Source organism: Thermomonas sp., from assembly GCF_029945965.1.
GTDB lineage: Bacteria > Pseudomonadota > Gammaproteobacteria > Xanthomonadales > Xanthomonadaceae > Thermomonas.
In genome coordinates, this window is record NZ_JAQSDO010000015.1 from 314,564 (window position 1) to 329,936 (window position 15,373).

A 15,373-nucleotide genomic window follows, 5' to 3' on the forward strand; every position below is an offset into this window, starting at 1 on the left:
CGGATACTGGTAGCGTGGGCACCGGACCATGCGCTCGGGCGCTCGGGGAGCCGCTTTCACACCCAACAAACATCAATGGATGAATCTCACTTGTAGCAACTGACCGACATGTCCTGCATTCGCCCGTGGTGTCGTTTGAAGGAGTATCAGGGAGAACCCATGGAAAAGACTGCATCAGGCTTTCCGGGCATCGAGAATCAGGCGATTCTCGATGCGAGCCTTGATCCAATTTTTATCCTTGGACCGGGTGGCCGGATCCTGAATGCGAACCTGGCGGCGGCGCAGTGCTACGGCTACGCGGTCGAGGAGCTGCGTCAGATTAATGCGGCCGAGCTTGCCGCGCCTGAGCTCAGGGACGCGGCGGCAACCCGGCTCGATGGCATGTTCGCGGGTGTAGCGATGTTCGAATCGCGCCATCAGCGGCGTGACGGCAGCTTGCTCGACGTGGAGATCCACGCACAGCCTATCTCCTTGCATGGCGGGCAGGTCATATTTGCCAGCGTTCGCGATATCAGCGAGCGCAAACAAGCCGAAACATGGCTCGAGAGACAGAAGCAATTGCTGGAGATGATGGTCGACGGGGCCGAGCTGCCGCTGATTCTGGATACCCTGGTCGGCGCGATCGAGGGCCAGTCACCGGGCATGCTCGGTTCGGTGTTGCTGCTGGATGACGATGGCGTGCATGTGCGCCACGGGGCGGCGCCAAGCCTGTCTGCCGATTTCATAGCCGCTGTCGACGGGCAGCCGATCGGGCCGCATGCAGGGTCGTGCGGGACGGCGGCATTCCGGGGTGAAGCGGTTTACGTAGAGGACCTCAGGACCGATCCGCTATGGGACGACTACCGTGCGCTGGCGATGCCGTTGGGGCTGGTTGCTGCCTGGTCGCAACCGATCATGGATGGCAGCGGACGCGTGCTGGGCACGTTTGCCATGTACCACCGTCACCCGGCGTTACCCGGGCCTGGGCATCTGTGGTTGATGGAGTCGGCCGTGCACATGGCTTCCATTGCCATCAGCCGCCACCGGGAACAGATGGCGCTGAAGGAAATGGACGCGCGGCTGGTCACGGTGCAGAAGGTGGCGTGCCTTGGCTTTTTCGAGTGGAACCTGAAGACCAATGCGATGTACTGCTCGGACGAGGCGAATCGCCTCTGGGGGCTCCAGTGTGAGGCGGGATTTGCGAGCCCGGACATCATCGGGAAAGTTGTCCACCCCGACGATCTGGAAATGGTGCAGGACGCGTTGCAGCAAGTCATCCTCGGGCTGGACGAATACAACATCATTCACCGCATCGTCCACGCTGACGGGCGTGTCATCTGGGTGCAGGCGCAAGCTGAGCTGACCCGCGATCCCCATTCGGATGCCGACGTGTTGCTGGGCACCATGTTCGACATCACCAAGCGCATGACGGCGGAAATGGCACTTGAGCGAATGACGCGCCTGTATGCCGCGCTCAGCCAATGCAACCAGGCGATCGTGAGGTGCGAGAGCGAGGAGGAGTTGTTTCCGACGATCTGCCGTGTCGCGGTGGAGTTTGGCGGCATGCGCATGGCATGGATTGGCAAGGTCGACGAATCCACGTGCATGATCCAGCGAGTTACGTCGTTCGGGGTGGGTGAAGCGTATGCCCATTCGCTCGAGATTCCGCTGCATGGCGACGGCCCGGAAAGTCGTGGGCCGACAGCTACGTCCATTCGCGAGAACCGGCCCTACTGGTGCCAGGACTTCCTGAACGACCCGTGCACCGAGGCCTGGCGGGAAAGAGCAGCCAGCATGGGCTGGAATGCATCAGCTTCGCTACCCCTGTATCAGCGGGGCGTCGTGGTCGGTGCCTTGGCGGTGTATTCGGAATGGTGCGACGCCTTCGACAAGGCCGCGCAAGACCTGCTGATCGAAATGGCGGCGGACATCAGCTTTGCGCTGGATCGATTTGCCAGTGAAGCCGATCGCAAGCTCAGCAGTGAAAAGCTGCGCGCAAGTGAGTTGCACCTGCGCACGATCATCGAAACCGAACCGGAGTGCGTCAAGGTGATCGGGCAGGGCGGCGAGCTGCTCGAAATGAACGCAGCCGGCCTGGCCATGCTGGAGGTGGACTCGATCGAGCAGGCCAGGGGTCGCAGCTTGCCTGCGTTCCTGCTGCCCGAACATCGTGAGCCCTTCATGGAGCTGCACCAACGCGTGATGAATGGCGAGAGCGGCATGCTGGAGTTCGAGATCGTCGGGCGAAAGGGTACGCGGCGCTGGCTTGAAACCCATGCGGCGCCGATGCGCGATGCGGACGGAAAGATCGTGTCCTTGCTCGGGATCAGTCGCGACATCACCGAACGCAAGTATTCCGAAAAACGGATCCAGTATCTGGCCAATTTCGATGCGTTGACCGGGCTGCCAAATCGCAACCTTCTCGCCGATCACGTGCAGTATGCGATCAGCATGGCCAAGCGCAGTAACGGTCATCTGGCAGTGATATTCATCGACCTGGACCGCTTCAAGGAGATCAATGACACGCTGGGCCACAGTGTAGGTGACGCGTTTTTGATCGAAGTCGGTGCGCGGCTGAAAACCGTGCTTCGCGAGTCCGATACCGTCTCACGGCTGGGCGCTGATGAATTCATCCTGGTGCTGCCAGACACGGATGCACAGGCGGCGGCAAAGATCGCAAACGAATTGCTGGAAGCGATCGCCCTGCCATACCAGGTCGAGCAATATGCCCTGATTGTTACCGCCTCCATCGGCATCGCCATCTATCCGCATGACGGCGAGAGCCTGGAGTCGCTGTTGCGAAGTGCAGACACGGCCATGTACCGGGCCAAGGAAGATGGCCGCAACGGCTCTCGCTTCTTCACGGCCGAAATGCAGGCCGATGCGACCCGGCACATGCAGCTGGTGAATGCGATGCGTCGAGCACTGCAGCAGGATCAGTTTCAGCTGCACTACCAGCCACAGTTTTCCCTCGGCAACGACCAGATGATCGGTGTAGAGGCGTTGCTGCGCTGGGAACATCCCGAGCTGGGTGCGATTTCCCCGATGGAGTTCATTCCCGTTTCCGAGGATTGCGGTCTGATCCTGCCGATCGGCGAGTGGGTGATCAGGACTGCCGTGCACCAGCTCAAGCAATGGCTGGATCGTGGTTATCCACCGATGATCATGGCGGTGAACCTGTCGGCCGTGCAGTTTCGCCATAGCAGCTTGCCCGACCTGGTCAAGAGCATCCTGGCCGAGGCGAGCCTGCCGGCCGAGTTGCTCGAATTGGAGCTTACCGAGAGCGTGGCGATGCACGACCCCAAGGGCGCGATACAGGTGATGAATAATCTGCACGAACGCGGAATCCGCATGTCCATCGATGATTTTGGCACCGGCTATTCGTCGTTGAACTATTTGAAGAAATTCCGCGTCTACAAGCTCAAGATCGACAAGTCGTTCATCCAGGACATCACCACCGATAGCGAAGACCGGGCAATCGTGGCGGCGATCATCAGCATGTCACGGAGTCTCGGACTGAAGACTATTGCCGAGGGTGTCGAGACTGTCGAGCAACTGGAGTTTCTGCGCGAGCAGGGTTGCGACGAAGCGCAGGGCTACTACTTCAGCAAACCGTTGCCGGTGGCCAAGATGGACGCCTTGCTCGCCGCGCGCCTGGCAAAAGAATCCAGCGGCAATACACAGGTGCGCTCCTAAGCCGCGCCGTACCCGTCAGCCTCCGCGGCCCGCTGGCGCTTGGTTTCATACATCGCCTTGTCAGCATGTGCCAGCAGCGATTCCAGGTCACGGCCGTCTTGCGGGAAACAGGCGGCTCCGAAACTCGCATCCAGGTGCAGCGTGTCGTCTGGCATCGAGTAGGACGAGCGTAACCGCATCCGCAGCATGTCGGCGACCTTCCTGGCGGCGGCAGCATCAGGGCATCCCGGCAGCAGCACTGCGAATTCGTCGCCGCCAATTCTAGCCACCAGGTCGCCATGCCGGATGCTTTGCTTCAGCCGGTCGGCGACTTCGCACAACACCCGATCCCCCGCCTCGTGGCCGCCGCGATCATTGGCGACTTTGAACCCGTCCAGATCCAGGTAAAGCAAGGCGAGACTGCCACCCGCGTCTTGCGCACGAACCAGTGCGCGTTCGATTTCCTGTTGCAGGCCAAGTCGATTAGGCAAGCCGGTAAGCAGGTCGTGGCTGGCAAGATGCTCCAGCTCGCGCTCGGCGCGCCTCAACTCAGTCACTTCCCGGGCGACGGCAATGCGCACCCCGTACTCGGGTGACCAGCGGGCCGACCATTGGATGTCGACGCTGTGCCCGTGTTTGTGCAGGTAGCGATTGCGGAAGTGGCGTTGCAATGCGCCTGCCATCACCTCTTCGGCCTGCTGCAGGGTCAACGCCAAGTCTTCATGGTGTATGAAGTCGAAGGTGTGCCGACCCAGCACTTCGTCGTGCGCTTACCCGAGGATGCGTTCGAAGCTGGCGTTGACGTACAGGAACCGGCCCTCTGTATCGACGACACACACGGCATCCGGCAAAAGGTCGAGTAACTCAGCGAAGGGTGGAAGTTTCGAGATCATGTTTGTTTTTGCTGAGCCTTGTTGTCAGCGGTCACGACACGTTGGGTCGTTTCAGGACGCTCAAGAGTGTTTCGGCAGCGGCTTCCGACGAGGCCGGGTTTTGGCCTGTCACCAGATTGCCGTCGATCACCACGTGCGATGCCCAATCTTCCACCTTGCTGTAGCCGCCGCCATTGGCGATGAGCATGTCTTCGACCAGGAACGGTACGACGTCGGTCAATCCGGCCGCAGCTTCTTCGCTATTTGTGAAACCGGTGACCTGTTTGCCTTGGACAAGTGGCGCACCGGTCGCCGTGCGCGTCTGGCTCAGCACGCCCGGCGCGTGGCAGACGAATGCGAGGGGTTTGCCTGCGGCATAGTTCGACTCGATCAGGCGGATGGAGTCTTCGTCATTGGCCAGGTCCCATAGCGGGCCGTGACCACCGGGATAGAAGATGGCATCGAAGTCGTCGTTCACGACATCCGCCAGCACGTGCGTCGAAGCAAGCGCGGCGGTGGCCTCGGCATCTTCACGGAAACGGTGGGTGGCAGCCGTGCGCGCATCGGGCTCGTCGCTCTTGGGATCAAGCGGCGGCTGGCCACCCTTGGGCGAGGCCAGCACGATATCTGCGCCAGCGTCCTTGAATACATAGTAGGGCGCAGCAAACTCCTCCAGCCAGAAGCCGGTTTTCTTGCCTGTATCGCCCAGGCGATCGTGGGACGTCAGGACCATCAGGATTTTCATTCAGCGCTCCATGCAGTGGGGATGCCCTATTCTGGAGGCACTCCATGCAGCCCAGCGTGAAACATGCGGCTGAAGCGAGAAAATAGGGTCGAGATAAAGCGAGAAAAAAGCGATCAGAGTGGACTTTTTCAGATTGCGTCGAGGCTGAAGGTGCTGGGTAGTAAAAATTCCACTTTGACCCATGTTTTCGGACCCATGTTTTAATTTCGCTATTCCCCCACTGGTCTTCAGAACTCGAATGTGGCGAGCGCCTTTGACGCGCGCGCACGCATTGTCGCCGACTGCATTGGAAAGGCACGGAAGAAGTCATTGCGGCCCAGAGCCGGATTGCGTGCGCGCACATTGGCTGCCCACGCAGTGGCCTTGGCCGTATCGCCGGCCAAGGCATGCGCGGCTATCGCGATCATGGCGATCAGCACATGGGCGCCGGGTGCGCGTGCCGCACGCTCGGCCCAGTCGGCCGCTTCGGCGTCCTCGCCCTGCATCATGTGGATGAAGGCGCGCGTGCCGACCATGGCGTAATGCAGGGGATCGAGTGGGCTCAGGCGCATTGCCAGGTCGACGTGTTTTCGACTTTCAATGCTGCGTTCCGCCAGCGATTCGGCCCAGGCGCGGGCGTAGATGCCTTGCGCATAGTTCGGGCTGATCGTGGTGGCGCGTTCGAGCCAGCCAAGGCTGCTCTGCAGATCGCCTTCGAGCCAGAAACTGCGGCCCATCGCGAAATTGACGAATGGATCAATCGGGTCGAGTTCCAGGCCTCGTGTTGCGAATTGCCGCGACAGCGCGACTTCGCCAGCGACGTCGTCCGTGTGGTGCATGAAGGCGCTCTGGAAATGCACGAACGAAAGTCCCGCATGCGCACGCGCGAAGCCCGGGTCCCTCGCGATCGATTGCTGGAACAGTGCCAGGGCCGCGGCATTGTCCGTGCGATTGAAGCGGTACATGTGCTGCAGGCCGCGGTGATAGGCCGACCAGGCATCGAGGTTTTCGCTCACCGACAGACGCGCAATCGACGCCTCATGCAGCGGAATCCTGATCTCCAGCGCAGCGAGGGTCTGCGCGCGGATATCCTCGCGCAACTGGTGCACATCCTGGATCCCGACAGCGAAGTGCTCGGCCCAGACGATGCCGCCATCACGGGTATCGATCAACTCGACCATCACCGCCAGCCGGTTGCCGATCATTTCGACGCTACCCGCCAGGTAGTAGTGAACATCCAGCAGTCGGCCGATTTCTCCAGGATCGGCCTCGGCGCCACGCAGCCGGAACGATGACTCGCGGGCGGTGACAAACAGCCAGTGCAGGCGTGCGAGATCGGAAATCAGTTCGTGCGGCAACGCATCCGCAAGCGTTGCGTACGGTCCAATCACGCCGACATGGCGAAACGGCAGCACCGCGATGGATGGCCGCGCGCCATGCCCGGCAGGAGCCGCGGATGCCTCCGCAGCGCCAGCAAGCGCCACCGATCCCGATCCAACGACGCGCGCATCCGCTACGAAACGGAAACCCTTGCGGTGGATGGTCTTGATGAAACGCTGCGTGGTGCCATCGTCACCGAGCGCCTGTCGCGCCGATTTGATCCGGCTGTCGATGGCCGAGTCCGATACCACGCGCCCGTCCCACACGTTTTCGATGATCTCGTCCCTGGAGACCACTCGCTCGCGATTGCCGACCAGCAACGCAAGCAAGGAGAATACCTGCGGCTCCACCGGGCGCACCGCATCGTCGGCGCGCAGTTCCAGTTTTGCGAGATCCAGCTCGAATGTATCGAAACGGTAGATCATTCCTGCAGCATAGAGCAGCGGCAGTGCAATCTCCGGCATATCTCCAGTACTTCTCCAGCAAACCTCCAAGTATGGAAATTGGGTACGTGTTGAAATTTCATCCAAGGCGTCAGGGCTGATCCTGATGCCGGTTCCCAACACTCATCCAACACTCAAAGGAGCATTCCCATGCCCATGGTCACCATTGATGTCATCAAGGACGTCTTCACCCCGATCCAGAAGCAATCGCTCATCAGCAAGGTCACCGACGCCGTTGTCGCCGTGGAAGGCGAGAGCCTGCGCGGTGTCACCTGGGTTCGCATCAAGGAGTTCGAAGGCGGCGACTGGGCCATCGGTGGCAAGGCGCTCACAGCCTCCGACGTCCACGCGCTCGCTGCTGCCAAAGCGGCCTGATCGAACCCGGGTAGGGCAGGCTTGGACCCGATCTACGGGATGGGGCGATGCGGTTCGCAGGGTACCGGACAGGAAAAAGGTGGAAAAAGGTGCCAGGGACAATTTCTGCTTGCTTCTAGCATAGATCCAGCTCGTTGTGGATCAACACCACGCATTGCGACGCAAACAGCATCTTCGATCCGAGTGTGATCTTCTTCGCACCCAGGCGTTCGAGGCTGTGGAAGGTCTTTTTCGGCATCGGGATATGGTCGGTCAGCAGGAAACAGGGATTGTCTTCAAACACCTGCTCACGAATAGATGTGCCTTTCCTGTCCATCACGAACAGCTGATGGCCTTCGGCCAGTTCCTGCACCAGCCGTTCGAAGCTCAAGGTGCGCACCGTCACGCCCGATTCCACCGGTCGCGTCTCTTCCTTGTCCATGCCTCTGGAAGCATCCAGCGCCTTGGCGACCTTGCCCAGCAGTGCCTGCTCGTTGAAGCCGCCGATGTCATGCATGGCGTTGGCGTCGAATCGAATCGTGCGGGAGAAATCCTGGGTGCTTTCCAGCACCAGGTAGACCGTCACATCCGCGCGATGCGACTGCGCCACGAAGATCGCGTTCATCAGCGTGTGCGCCAGGATTTCGGTGTGGGCCTCTTGGCCTACGGACGCCAACAGCTTCTGGCTGTCCGTGGGTGCCGCCCGCGCTCTCAGTACAAAGGTTCGCATGTGTCGTGACCAATGAGTCGTTGTCTTGCCGCACAGGGCGTGCGGCCCACCAATTTTCCATGAACAACGGCAACAACGGACAAGAGGGGCTGAGGGATCAAGCGCGCTTGATGCGCTCCGTCCCCTCCTGATTTCGCACATACCGTGTGCCCAACACGATGTCCCATAGCGGGGTCGTGACCCCGAAATTGGCATCCGGGTGGTAGTGGTGGACGTGATGGACGGCAGCCCAGCGCCGGCCCAGGGGGTGGCGGAAGCGCTTGACGTGGATGACGGCGTGGCTCAGGCCATAGGCTGCGTAGCCGCAGGCCAGCCCACCAGCCAGGAGCAGGGCATCTCCGACCGGCATCAGCAGCGCGAACAGGCTCACCAGCACCGCCAGGATCATGGGCGGCAGGAAGAACGGCATCGAATCATGGCCAGTCGGATTTTCATGGTGCTTGCGATGCCCCGGTCCCAACAGTGGGACTTGCCCGTGCATCAGCCAGCGATGAAAGCCGTACTCGACCCAGCTGAATGCCAGCAAGCCCATGCCGAACGCCAGCAATGCCATGCCCGGATGCGCCCCGGTGCGATACAGGCCCGCCCAGACCAGGGCCGCGCCCACCAGCACGTCGGTGAACAGGCTGCCAAGATGATTGGCGCGGGTCTCCGACATCCGCACGATCGGCGCAACTGCCCGGTCGAAGGATCGACGGATGGGCTCACGCAAGCTACGCATTACCGGCGCTCCTGTGTTGGTGATGGGTCAGGGGGCCTGGCCCGATCGGTCGATTGTCCTGCAATCGGGTTGTGACTGCTTGATCAGGGTGATGGTTCCGCCGCGCCGGGTAGTGGGACTGCCCGGAAAGCACTGGAAATGTGGTTCTGGCGTAATGTCCGTCTTACCAAGCCCCTGCTTGCCTGAGTCGGAATAGGTATCAACCCATGGATATCGAACTCAAACGGGTCTACGAGAAGCCGGACGCAACCGACGGCAAGCGCATCCTCGTGGAACGACTTTGGCCACGTGGGCTGACCAAGGAGAAAGCACAAGTCGACCTGTGGCTGAAGGAAATCGCCCCAAGCACGAAGCTGCGCAAGTGGTTCGGCCACGATCCCGACAAGTGGACGGAGTTCCAGAAACGCTATCGGGCTGAACTCCGGGGCAATGACGAGCAGGTGGCGGAGCTGAAGGAGGCGATCGGAAACAAGAAGGCAACGTTCGTCTACGGGTCCAAGGACGAAATCCACAATGCGGCGATCGTCCTGATGGACTTCGTCAAGGGCCGAGCAGGAAAGGGTCATCAAGCACGTTGACGCCATGCCCGGGATGCCTGCCTTGCAGCCGTTGCTGCGTGCGTTCTTCGAGCGCGACCCGAGGGAAGTTGCTCCCGAACTTCTGAACAAGATCCTGGTGCGCGACGACGGCCGTGCAGGGCGCATCATCGAAGTCGAAGCCTACTGTGGCGCTGATGATCCGGCTGCACACACCTTCCGCGGAATGACCAAACGCAACCACACCATGTTCGGCCCGGCCGGGCATCTGTACGTGTATTTCACCTATGGCATGCACTGGTGCTGCAACACGGTTTGCGGTCCGGAGGGAGAAGGCTGGGGCGTGCTGCTGCGCGCAGTCGTGCCGATAGCCGACATCGAACGGATGCGTAGTGCCAGGGGTGGCGCACGCAGCGATCGCGAACTGGCCAACGGCCCCGCCAAGCTGACCCAGGCAATGGGCATCGATGGCAGTTTCGATGGCGCGGATATCGTCCTGGACGATCGCGGCGTGAGCGTGCGAACGGATGGAACGCTGCCGCCCGCACAACCGAGGATGGGCCCTCGGGTCGGCATCAGCCGCGCGAAGGATTTTCCGTGGCGCTGGCGCAACCCTGACGTTACACGCTAGTCGCACTGGCCTGCCCTCGTCACCAAAGGTGCGTGAAGTACTGGGCCTGTTTCGGAAGTTTATCGATTGATGATGATCGGGTCGCGCGACGAGACCTCGCTCGTGGATGTGATGTGGATTTCGCCGCGTTGCTCGGCCTTGTCCGAACCCTCTTCCTCTTGGTCGATCATGTTGTCGTCATCTTCGTCGATGTCGCCAGTCTGCATGTTCATGTTGGTTACCTTGGGTCGCGGTACATGGAATGGGAGCCGACGGTAGACCGCGGTGCCGTCACGCCGCAGAGCCTACTCCTGCTCAATTCCAATTGTCCCTGATGCCATCCGGGGTTCTGATAGTGTTCCTGCATGCCCGAGCTAGCCGAGATAATACGATTCAAGGCGAAACTGCTCCGGCCAGCGAGCCCGAAAGGCGCCGCATGGTCCTTCCTCATCCTGCCTGCCGGCGCCAGCGCAAAGCTGCCGACGCGCAGCATGGCCAGCGTCGACGGCAGCATCGATGGCCACGCCTTCCGCGCAACGCTCGAACCCGATGGCGAAGGCAGTCATTGGCTCAAGGTGCCCAAGGCCATGCGTGAGACGGCCCACGCCCAGGTTGGCGACACGGTTGCCATGGAGATCACGCCGGTGTCGGTGGAGCCTGAACCCCGCGTGCCGGCGGATGTGCGCAAGGCACTCGTGGCGGCGCCGGAGGCACATGCAGTCTGGTCCGACATCACGCCGGTCGCGCGACGTGACTGGATCCACTGGATCACCTCCGGCAAGAAAGCGGAGACCCGCGGGCGGCGGATCGCCACGGCCTGCTCGATGCTGGCAGCCGGCAAGCGTCGTGCCTGCTGCTTTGACTGCTCGGGGATGTATAGCAAGAGCATGAAAGCGCCCGAAGCGGCGGAGTAGTCCTCATGTCGAAGCCTCTTCGAATCGCCATCGTCGGCTATGGCACCGGAAAACTGGGAAAACTGGGACGGAGGTAATCAAGCTGGTTTAACTGGCTCCGTCCCGGTTTGCGATCCGGGTTTTGCAGAGTCGACCCACCGAGGCGATACTCGCGGCTTCGGTCAGCCTGGGGAACGAGATGAAGCCACGCATTCTTGCCGCGGCCTTCGCCGCACTCTTCATTGCGTTGACTGCCAGTGCCCTGGCCAGCAGTGATCCCAAGGCGCTGCACTATCCGGACTACCCGAGCGAAACGCCGGTCACCTTCATTCCCACTACCGATGGTCACGACTACGTGCGCCGGGTGGTCGAGATACCGATGCGCGACGGCGTGAAACTGCATACCGTGATCCTGTTGCCGAAGGGCGCCCGCCACGAGGGCATCCTGCTCACGCGCACGCCCTACGATGCCAACGCGCTGACCAACAACACCCGCAGCGGTAACCTCGCAACCTCGCTGCAGGGTTACGACAACGCCACCGACGTAATTATCGAGGACGGCTACATCCGCGTGGTCCAGGACGTGCGCGGCAAGTACGGTTCCGGCGGCGACTACGTCATGAACCGACCGGTGCATGGGCCGCAGAATCCCTCTCCCGTGGATGACGCCACCGATTGCTACGACACCATCGACTGGCTGGTGAAGCACGTCCCTGAATCCAATGGGCGGGTCGGCATCCTGGGCATTTCATATGATGGCTTTGAGCCGCTCATGGCATTGGTGAATCCGCACCCGGCGCTGAAAGTGTCGGTACCGATGAATCCGATGGTCGATGGCTGGATGGGCGACGACTGGTTCCACAACGGCGCCTTCCGCCAGCAGAACATGTCGTACATCTACGAGCAGACCGCCACCCGCGACAACAGCGAGAAGTGGTGGAGCAACTACCACGACGAATACGACCTGTTCATGCACTACGGTTCAGCCGGCGCGGTGGGCGAAGCCTATGGCATGGGCCAGCTTGGCTTCTGGAACAAACTCCTGGCGCATCCGGACTACGACGCGTTCTGGAGTGACCAGGCCTTGGACAAGCTGCTGGCCGCGCAGCCGCTGAAGGTGCCGGTGATGCTGGTGCACAGCCTGTGGGACCAGGAAGACATCTACGGCGCGACTGCCGTGTATCGCGCGATCAAGGCCAAGGACAGCAGCGGCCAGATGGTCAAGCTGGTGATGGGCCCCTGGCACCACGGCCAGGAAATTGACGATGCCAGTTCACTCGGTGCGCTGCGCTTTGGCAGCGATACCGGCAAGTATTTCCGCCAACAGATCCTGCGCCCATACCTGGCGCAATACCTGAAGGATGGCGCACCCAAGGCCGACATTGCGCCGGTGACCGCTTACGAGACCGGTGGCAACCGCTGGCAGCGGCTCGACCGCTGGCCTTTGGCTTGCGCCGACGGCTGCGCCATCAAGTCGCGCAATCTCTACCTGCAGGCCGGTCATCGCGTCGGTTTCGAAGCCCCAGCCGGTGCTGCCGATAGTGCTGCGGCATATGACGAATACGTGTCGGATCCCGCGCACCCGGTGCCCTTTCGCGCACGCCCGATCCAGCCGATTGGCTATGGCGTGCTGACCTGGCCGCAGTGGCTGGTGGACGACCAGCGCGAGGCATCGGGACGCACCGACGTGTTGACCTACGTCAGCGAACCGCTGACCGAGCCGCTGAAGATTTCCGGCGCGCCGGAAGTGAGCCTGGTCGCTTCGACGTCAGGCACCGACAGCGACTGGGTGGTGAAACTGATCGACGTGTATCCGGACCAGGTCGCCGAGCAACCGGAAATGGGCGGTTACCAATTGGCGGTGTCGATGGACATCCTGCGTGGTCGTTACCGGGAGGGCTTTACGGTGTCCAAGCCGATCGCCGCAAACCAGGCGCTGGACTACCGCTTCACCCTGCCCAACGCCAATCACGTGTTTCTGCCTGGGCATCGCATCATGGTGCAGGTGCAGTCGAGCTGGTTCCCACTCTACGATCGCAACCCGCAGACCTTCGTGACAAGCATTTTTCATGCAAAGGCAGCGGACTACCGCGCTGCCACGCAGCGGATCTACCGCGGAGCAGCGGGGCAAGACAGCTTCATTGCGTTGCCGGTGGTGCCCGGCACGGCAAGGTGAGGTAATCCTCGTCTGAAAATAGGGTGCGGAGTGGACTTTTCTCAAGTTCCACAAGGGCTGGGTTGCTCAACAATAAAAGTCCACTCTGACCCTGTTTTCCACTGGCCGCGATCCGCGCCGGCGGCTACGAAGGCGAGGTGGTCGTGGCATGTGGCGAGGATAAGTTCTGAGCAGGAAATGTTCGATGGAAACAGCTGGTGATGATGACCCATGCTGGTTGGCGCAACAGGGCTTTCCAACGCGAGCCTGAATCGCAATGCCGGCAATGCCGGCATGATCAGCTGGATGTTGTTTTTCCAAGCTGGTTGATCCGCGCGTTCTCCACGACCGCCGGCGGGTCGGGCATCTGCAGCAGGGCAAGCATGGCCTTGCCGAGCAGGGCAGTGCTGGTCATCAACGAGGGCGCCAGCGCCACCCCGATACCCATCAGCGGCGCGCCTAGCGCGTACAGGGCGCGCAGTCCGCGATGCGGGGAACGCTCGCCATGGGCCGGCTGGATGCCGCCGGGGCGCAGCATCGTGCAACGCAAGGCGAGCGCCTGCAGCGCCTGCTCCGCTTCGCCCTTGACCCGCAATGGCATGAAGCGGCTGGCGGCGTTGGCGTTGGCGCCAGACACGTACAGGAAGCGCATGCCGGGATTGAGGCGGGCAAGGGTGCTTGCCACTGATTTTGTCAATGTCACTGTGACATGCCGGTAGAGATCCTCGGGTGTGCCAATCGGCGGTGCACCCGCGCAGTACAGGCAGGCGTCGATGCCCTTGAGTCGCTCCTCCACCGCACCCAGGTCCGAAAAGTCCTGCACAAGCACCTCATGCAGGCGTGGATCGCTGCGACCGGTTGGATGTCGACCAAGCACGGTGATCCTGGTCACGTGCGCATCGCGCAAGACTTCGTGCAGCACGCCCTGGCCCACCAAGCCGGTGGCGCCGGTGATCAGGACATGCATGGGGGTGATGGAGGTCATGGTCGTTATCACGTCAGGAGGTGTGCCGAGGGATCTTAACGATATCCGGTACTGTGGCCATTCTGGCTTGAATAGGCATGGTCATCTTGAAGCATTTCCCGCGCCGCGCCATCTGGATCGCATTGGCCGTCGTCGCATTGGCCTTGCTGGCGTTTGGATTGCTTCGCCACTGGCAAGGCCCGCAGTTGGCGGCCTACGAAGTGGCAACAAGGCAACTCGTGCAAACAGTAGTGGCGACCGGCCGGGTGGTGTCGGTCTCGCGCGCGCAGGTTGGCAGCCAGATCAGCGGCGTCGTCGTCGAGCGACGCGTGCGCGAGGGTGACCTGGTGCAAGCTGGCGATATCCTTGCGGTCTTGCGCGCCGACGACCAGCAAGCTGCTGTGCGTGAAGCTGAAGCAGCACTGGCGCAGTTGCGGCAAGGGTCGCGGCCGCAGGCACAGGCGGTGCTGCGCGATGCCCAGGCAAGGTTGTTGCAGGCCAGCCGTGAAACCCAACGCCGACGAACACTGCTGAAGCAGCAGTTGATCGCACGCGAAACCCTGGAACAGTCAGTGGAGGCGGAAACCGCCGCACGCGCCTCAGTGGAGCAGGCGCAAGCGGTGGCAGGCATGCTGGAAGCCGGTGCACCCGGAGAGACGGTCGCCAGCGAGCGATTGGCGGCGGCGCGTGCAGCGTTGGGCAAGACCTTTATCCGTGCACAGGTGGCGGGCACAGTGCTGACCCGCAATGCCGAGCCCGGTGATGTAGTCCAGCCTGGCAAGGTGTTGTTCGAGATCGCACGGCAAGGCGATACCGAAGTACTGGTTCCACTGGACGAAAAGAACCTTGGCGCGATTGCGCTTGGTCAGCCGGCGCAGTGCATCGCCGACGCATTTCCGGATCGTCCGTTCAAGGCGATCGTGGCGTTCATCGCGCCCAGCGTGGATCCGCAGCGCGGCACGGTCGAGATGCGGCTGAAGGTGTCCCCGGTGCCTGGCGACCTGCGCCAGGACATGACCGTGTCGGTCAATGTCCAAACCGGGCGGCGCGAAGCTGCCCTGGTGGTGCCCAATGATGCGTTGGCAGCCGTCGCCGGCGGCAAGGCCATGGCATGGGTCGTGCGTGGCGGCAAGGTGATCCGTACCCAGGTCACGCTTGGCTTGCGCGGATTGACGGCGTCGGAAGTGGTCTCCGGATTGAAGGCGGGAGACCTGGTGCTGGCCGATGGCGCCGCCGACCTTGCTGATGGCCAACGGGTTCGCGTCGACAGGCAGAAAGTGCCGATGGCGGACACTGGCGATGCAAGTCGCAACGAGCTGCCGGTGCGTTTCAACTGA

Annotated in this window: 14 protein-coding genes and 1 pseudogene; 7 read left to right on the forward strand and 8 right to left on the reverse strand. The window is 61.7% G+C overall.

Annotated elements, in window-relative coordinates; translation table 11 throughout:
* Nucleotides 1-159: 159 nt before the first annotated feature.
* Nucleotides 160-3,675, forward strand: a complete 3,516-nt coding sequence (locus PSV05_RS07795; RefSeq protein WP_300063825.1) for an EAL domain-containing protein — start codon at nt 160-162, stop codon at nt 3,673-3,675.
* Here the strand turns inward: PSV05_RS07795 and PSV05_RS07800 are convergent.
* The 4 genes and pseudogenes from PSV05_RS07800 to PSV05_RS07815 all read right to left on the reverse strand — a co-directional run bounded on the left by PSV05_RS07800 (nt 3,672) and on the right by PSV05_RS07815 (nt 7,094).
* Entirely contained in the window at nt 3,672-4,211 is a 540-nt protein-coding gene (locus PSV05_RS07800) for a GGDEF domain-containing protein (protein ID WP_300065396.1), read from the reverse strand. The two genes, PSV05_RS07795 and PSV05_RS07800, sit on opposite strands and share 4 nt — an antisense overlap.
* A pseudogene (locus PSV05_RS07805) lies at nt 4,191-4,547 on the reverse strand (PAS domain S-box protein); the annotation flags it as partial. The pseudogene PSV05_RS07805 and the gene PSV05_RS07800, both read right to left, overlap by 21 nt.
* A 31-nt stretch (nt 4,548-4,578) precedes the next feature.
* Complete coding sequence (locus PSV05_RS07810) at nt 4,579-5,271, reverse strand: type 1 glutamine amidotransferase domain-containing protein (RefSeq protein ID WP_300063827.1); 693 nt, start codon at nt 5,269-5,271, stop codon at nt 4,579-4,581.
* A gap of 227 nt (nt 5,272-5,498) precedes the next feature.
* A complete protein-coding gene (locus PSV05_RS07815) occupies nt 5,499-7,094 on the reverse strand; it encodes a winged helix-turn-helix domain-containing protein (protein ID WP_300063829.1) in 1,596 nt (531 codons plus the stop codon).
* A gap of 129 nt (nt 7,095-7,223) precedes the next feature.
* On the opposite strand from PSV05_RS07815, the gene PSV05_RS07820 reads away from it, so the two are divergent.
* Nucleotides 7,224-7,448 carry a tautomerase family protein gene (locus tag PSV05_RS07820; protein WP_300063831.1) on the forward strand — a complete coding sequence of 75 codons (225 nt, stop codon included), beginning with the start codon at nt 7,224-7,226 and terminating at the stop codon, nt 7,446-7,448.
* A 115-nt stretch (nt 7,449-7,563) separates the two neighbouring features.
* Here PSV05_RS07820 and trmY read toward each other — a convergent pair whose 3' ends face one another.
* Together trmY and PSV05_RS07830 are read right to left on the reverse strand one after the other, a co-directional pair.
* Nucleotides 7,564-8,157 (reverse strand): tRNA (pseudouridine(54)-N(1))-methyltransferase TrmY, encoded by a 594-nt coding sequence (gene trmY, locus PSV05_RS07825; RefSeq protein WP_300063833.1) that lies wholly within the window; start codon nt 8,155-8,157, stop codon nt 7,564-7,566.
* 97 nt (nt 8,158-8,254) lie between these two features.
* Complete coding sequence (locus PSV05_RS07830) at nt 8,255-8,878, reverse strand: sterol desaturase family protein (RefSeq protein WP_300063835.1); 624 nt, start codon at nt 8,876-8,878, stop codon at nt 8,255-8,257.
* Nucleotides 8,879-9,084: 206 nt separating this feature from the next.
* Here PSV05_RS07830 and PSV05_RS07835 point away from each other — a divergent pair, with 206 nt between their 5' ends.
* Both PSV05_RS07835 and PSV05_RS07840 read left to right on the forward strand, forming a co-directional pair.
* The gene (locus PSV05_RS07835; RefSeq protein WP_300063837.1) at nt 9,085-9,456 is read left to right on the forward strand and encodes a DUF488 domain-containing protein; all 372 of its coding nucleotides are present in this window, start codon (nt 9,085-9,087) and stop codon (nt 9,454-9,456) included.
* Between the two features lie 4 nt (nt 9,457-9,460).
* Nucleotides 9,461-10,045: a DNA-3-methyladenine glycosylase gene (locus PSV05_RS07840; protein WP_300063839.1), complete on the forward strand. Its 585-nt coding sequence runs from the start codon at nt 9,461-9,463 to the stop codon at nt 10,043-10,045.
* Between the two features lie 59 nt (nt 10,046-10,104).
* On the opposite strand, the gene PSV05_RS07845 is transcribed toward PSV05_RS07840, so the two are convergent.
* Nucleotides 10,105-10,257, reverse strand: a complete 153-nt coding sequence (locus PSV05_RS07845; protein WP_300063841.1) for a hypothetical protein — start codon at nt 10,255-10,257, stop codon at nt 10,105-10,107.
* Nucleotides 10,258-10,389: 132 nt separating this feature from the next.
* On the opposite strand from PSV05_RS07845, the gene PSV05_RS07850 reads away from it, so the two are divergent.
* Both PSV05_RS07850 and PSV05_RS07855 read left to right on the forward strand, forming a co-directional pair.
* Entirely contained in the window at nt 10,390-10,938 is a 549-nt protein-coding gene (locus PSV05_RS07850; protein ID WP_300063843.1) for a YdeI/OmpD-associated family protein, read from the forward strand.
* A 178-nt stretch (nt 10,939-11,116) separates the two neighbouring features.
* A complete protein-coding gene (locus PSV05_RS07855) occupies nt 11,117-13,093 on the forward strand; it encodes a CocE/NonD family hydrolase (RefSeq protein ID WP_300063845.1) in 1,977 nt (658 codons plus the stop codon).
* A 277-nt stretch (nt 13,094-13,370) separates the two neighbouring features.
* Here PSV05_RS07855 and PSV05_RS07860 read toward each other — a convergent pair whose 3' ends face one another.
* Entirely contained in the window at nt 13,371-14,057 is a 687-nt protein-coding gene (locus tag PSV05_RS07860) for an NAD(P)H-binding protein (RefSeq protein ID WP_300063848.1), read from the reverse strand.
* A gap of 77 nt (nt 14,058-14,134) precedes the next feature.
* On the opposite strand from PSV05_RS07860, the gene PSV05_RS07865 reads away from it, so the two are divergent.
* A complete protein-coding gene (locus PSV05_RS07865) occupies nt 14,135-15,373 on the forward strand; it encodes an efflux RND transporter periplasmic adaptor subunit (RefSeq protein ID WP_300063850.1) in 1,239 nt (412 codons plus the stop codon).

What these genes read in the sequence shown, in the direction of transcription:
- PSV05_RS07795 (WP_300063825.1), top strand. Translation starts at nt 160, where the DNA reads ATGGAAAAGACTGCATCAGGCTTTCCGGGCATCGAGAATCAGGCGATT.
- PSV05_RS07810 (WP_300063827.1), bottom strand. Translation starts at nt 5,271, where the DNA reads ATGAAAATCCTGATGGTCCTGACGTCCCACGATCGCCTGGGCGATACA.
- PSV05_RS07815 (WP_300063829.1), bottom strand. Translation starts at nt 7,094, where the DNA reads ATGCCGGAGATTGCACTGCCGCTGCTCTATGCTGCAGGAATGATCTAC.
- PSV05_RS07820 (WP_300063831.1), top strand. Translation starts at nt 7,224, where the DNA reads ATGCCCATGGTCACCATTGATGTCATCAAGGACGTCTTCACCCCGATC.
- trmY (WP_300063833.1), bottom strand. Translation starts at nt 8,157, where the DNA reads ATGCGAACCTTTGTACTGAGAGCGCGGGCGGCACCCACGGACAGCCAG.
- PSV05_RS07830 (WP_300063835.1), bottom strand. Translation starts at nt 8,878, where the DNA reads ATGCGTAGCTTGCGTGAGCCCATCCGTCGATCCTTCGACCGGGCAGTT.
- PSV05_RS07835 (WP_300063837.1), top strand. Translation starts at nt 9,085, where the DNA reads ATGGATATCGAACTCAAACGGGTCTACGAGAAGCCGGACGCAACCGAC.
- PSV05_RS07840 (WP_300063839.1), top strand. Translation starts at nt 9,461, where the DNA reads ATGCCCGGGATGCCTGCCTTGCAGCCGTTGCTGCGTGCGTTCTTCGAG.
- PSV05_RS07845 (WP_300063841.1), bottom strand. Translation starts at nt 10,257, where the DNA reads ATGAACATGCAGACTGGCGACATCGACGAAGATGACGACAACATGATC.
- PSV05_RS07850 (WP_300063843.1), top strand. Translation starts at nt 10,390, where the DNA reads ATGCCCGAGCTAGCCGAGATAATACGATTCAAGGCGAAACTGCTCCGG.
- PSV05_RS07855 (WP_300063845.1), top strand. Translation starts at nt 11,117, where the DNA reads ATGAAGCCACGCATTCTTGCCGCGGCCTTCGCCGCACTCTTCATTGCG.
- PSV05_RS07860 (WP_300063848.1), bottom strand. Translation starts at nt 14,057, where the DNA reads ATGACCTCCATCACCCCCATGCATGTCCTGATCACCGGCGCCACCGGC.
- PSV05_RS07865 (WP_300063850.1), top strand. Translation starts at nt 14,135, where the DNA reads ATGGTCATCTTGAAGCATTTCCCGCGCCGCGCCATCTGGATCGCATTG.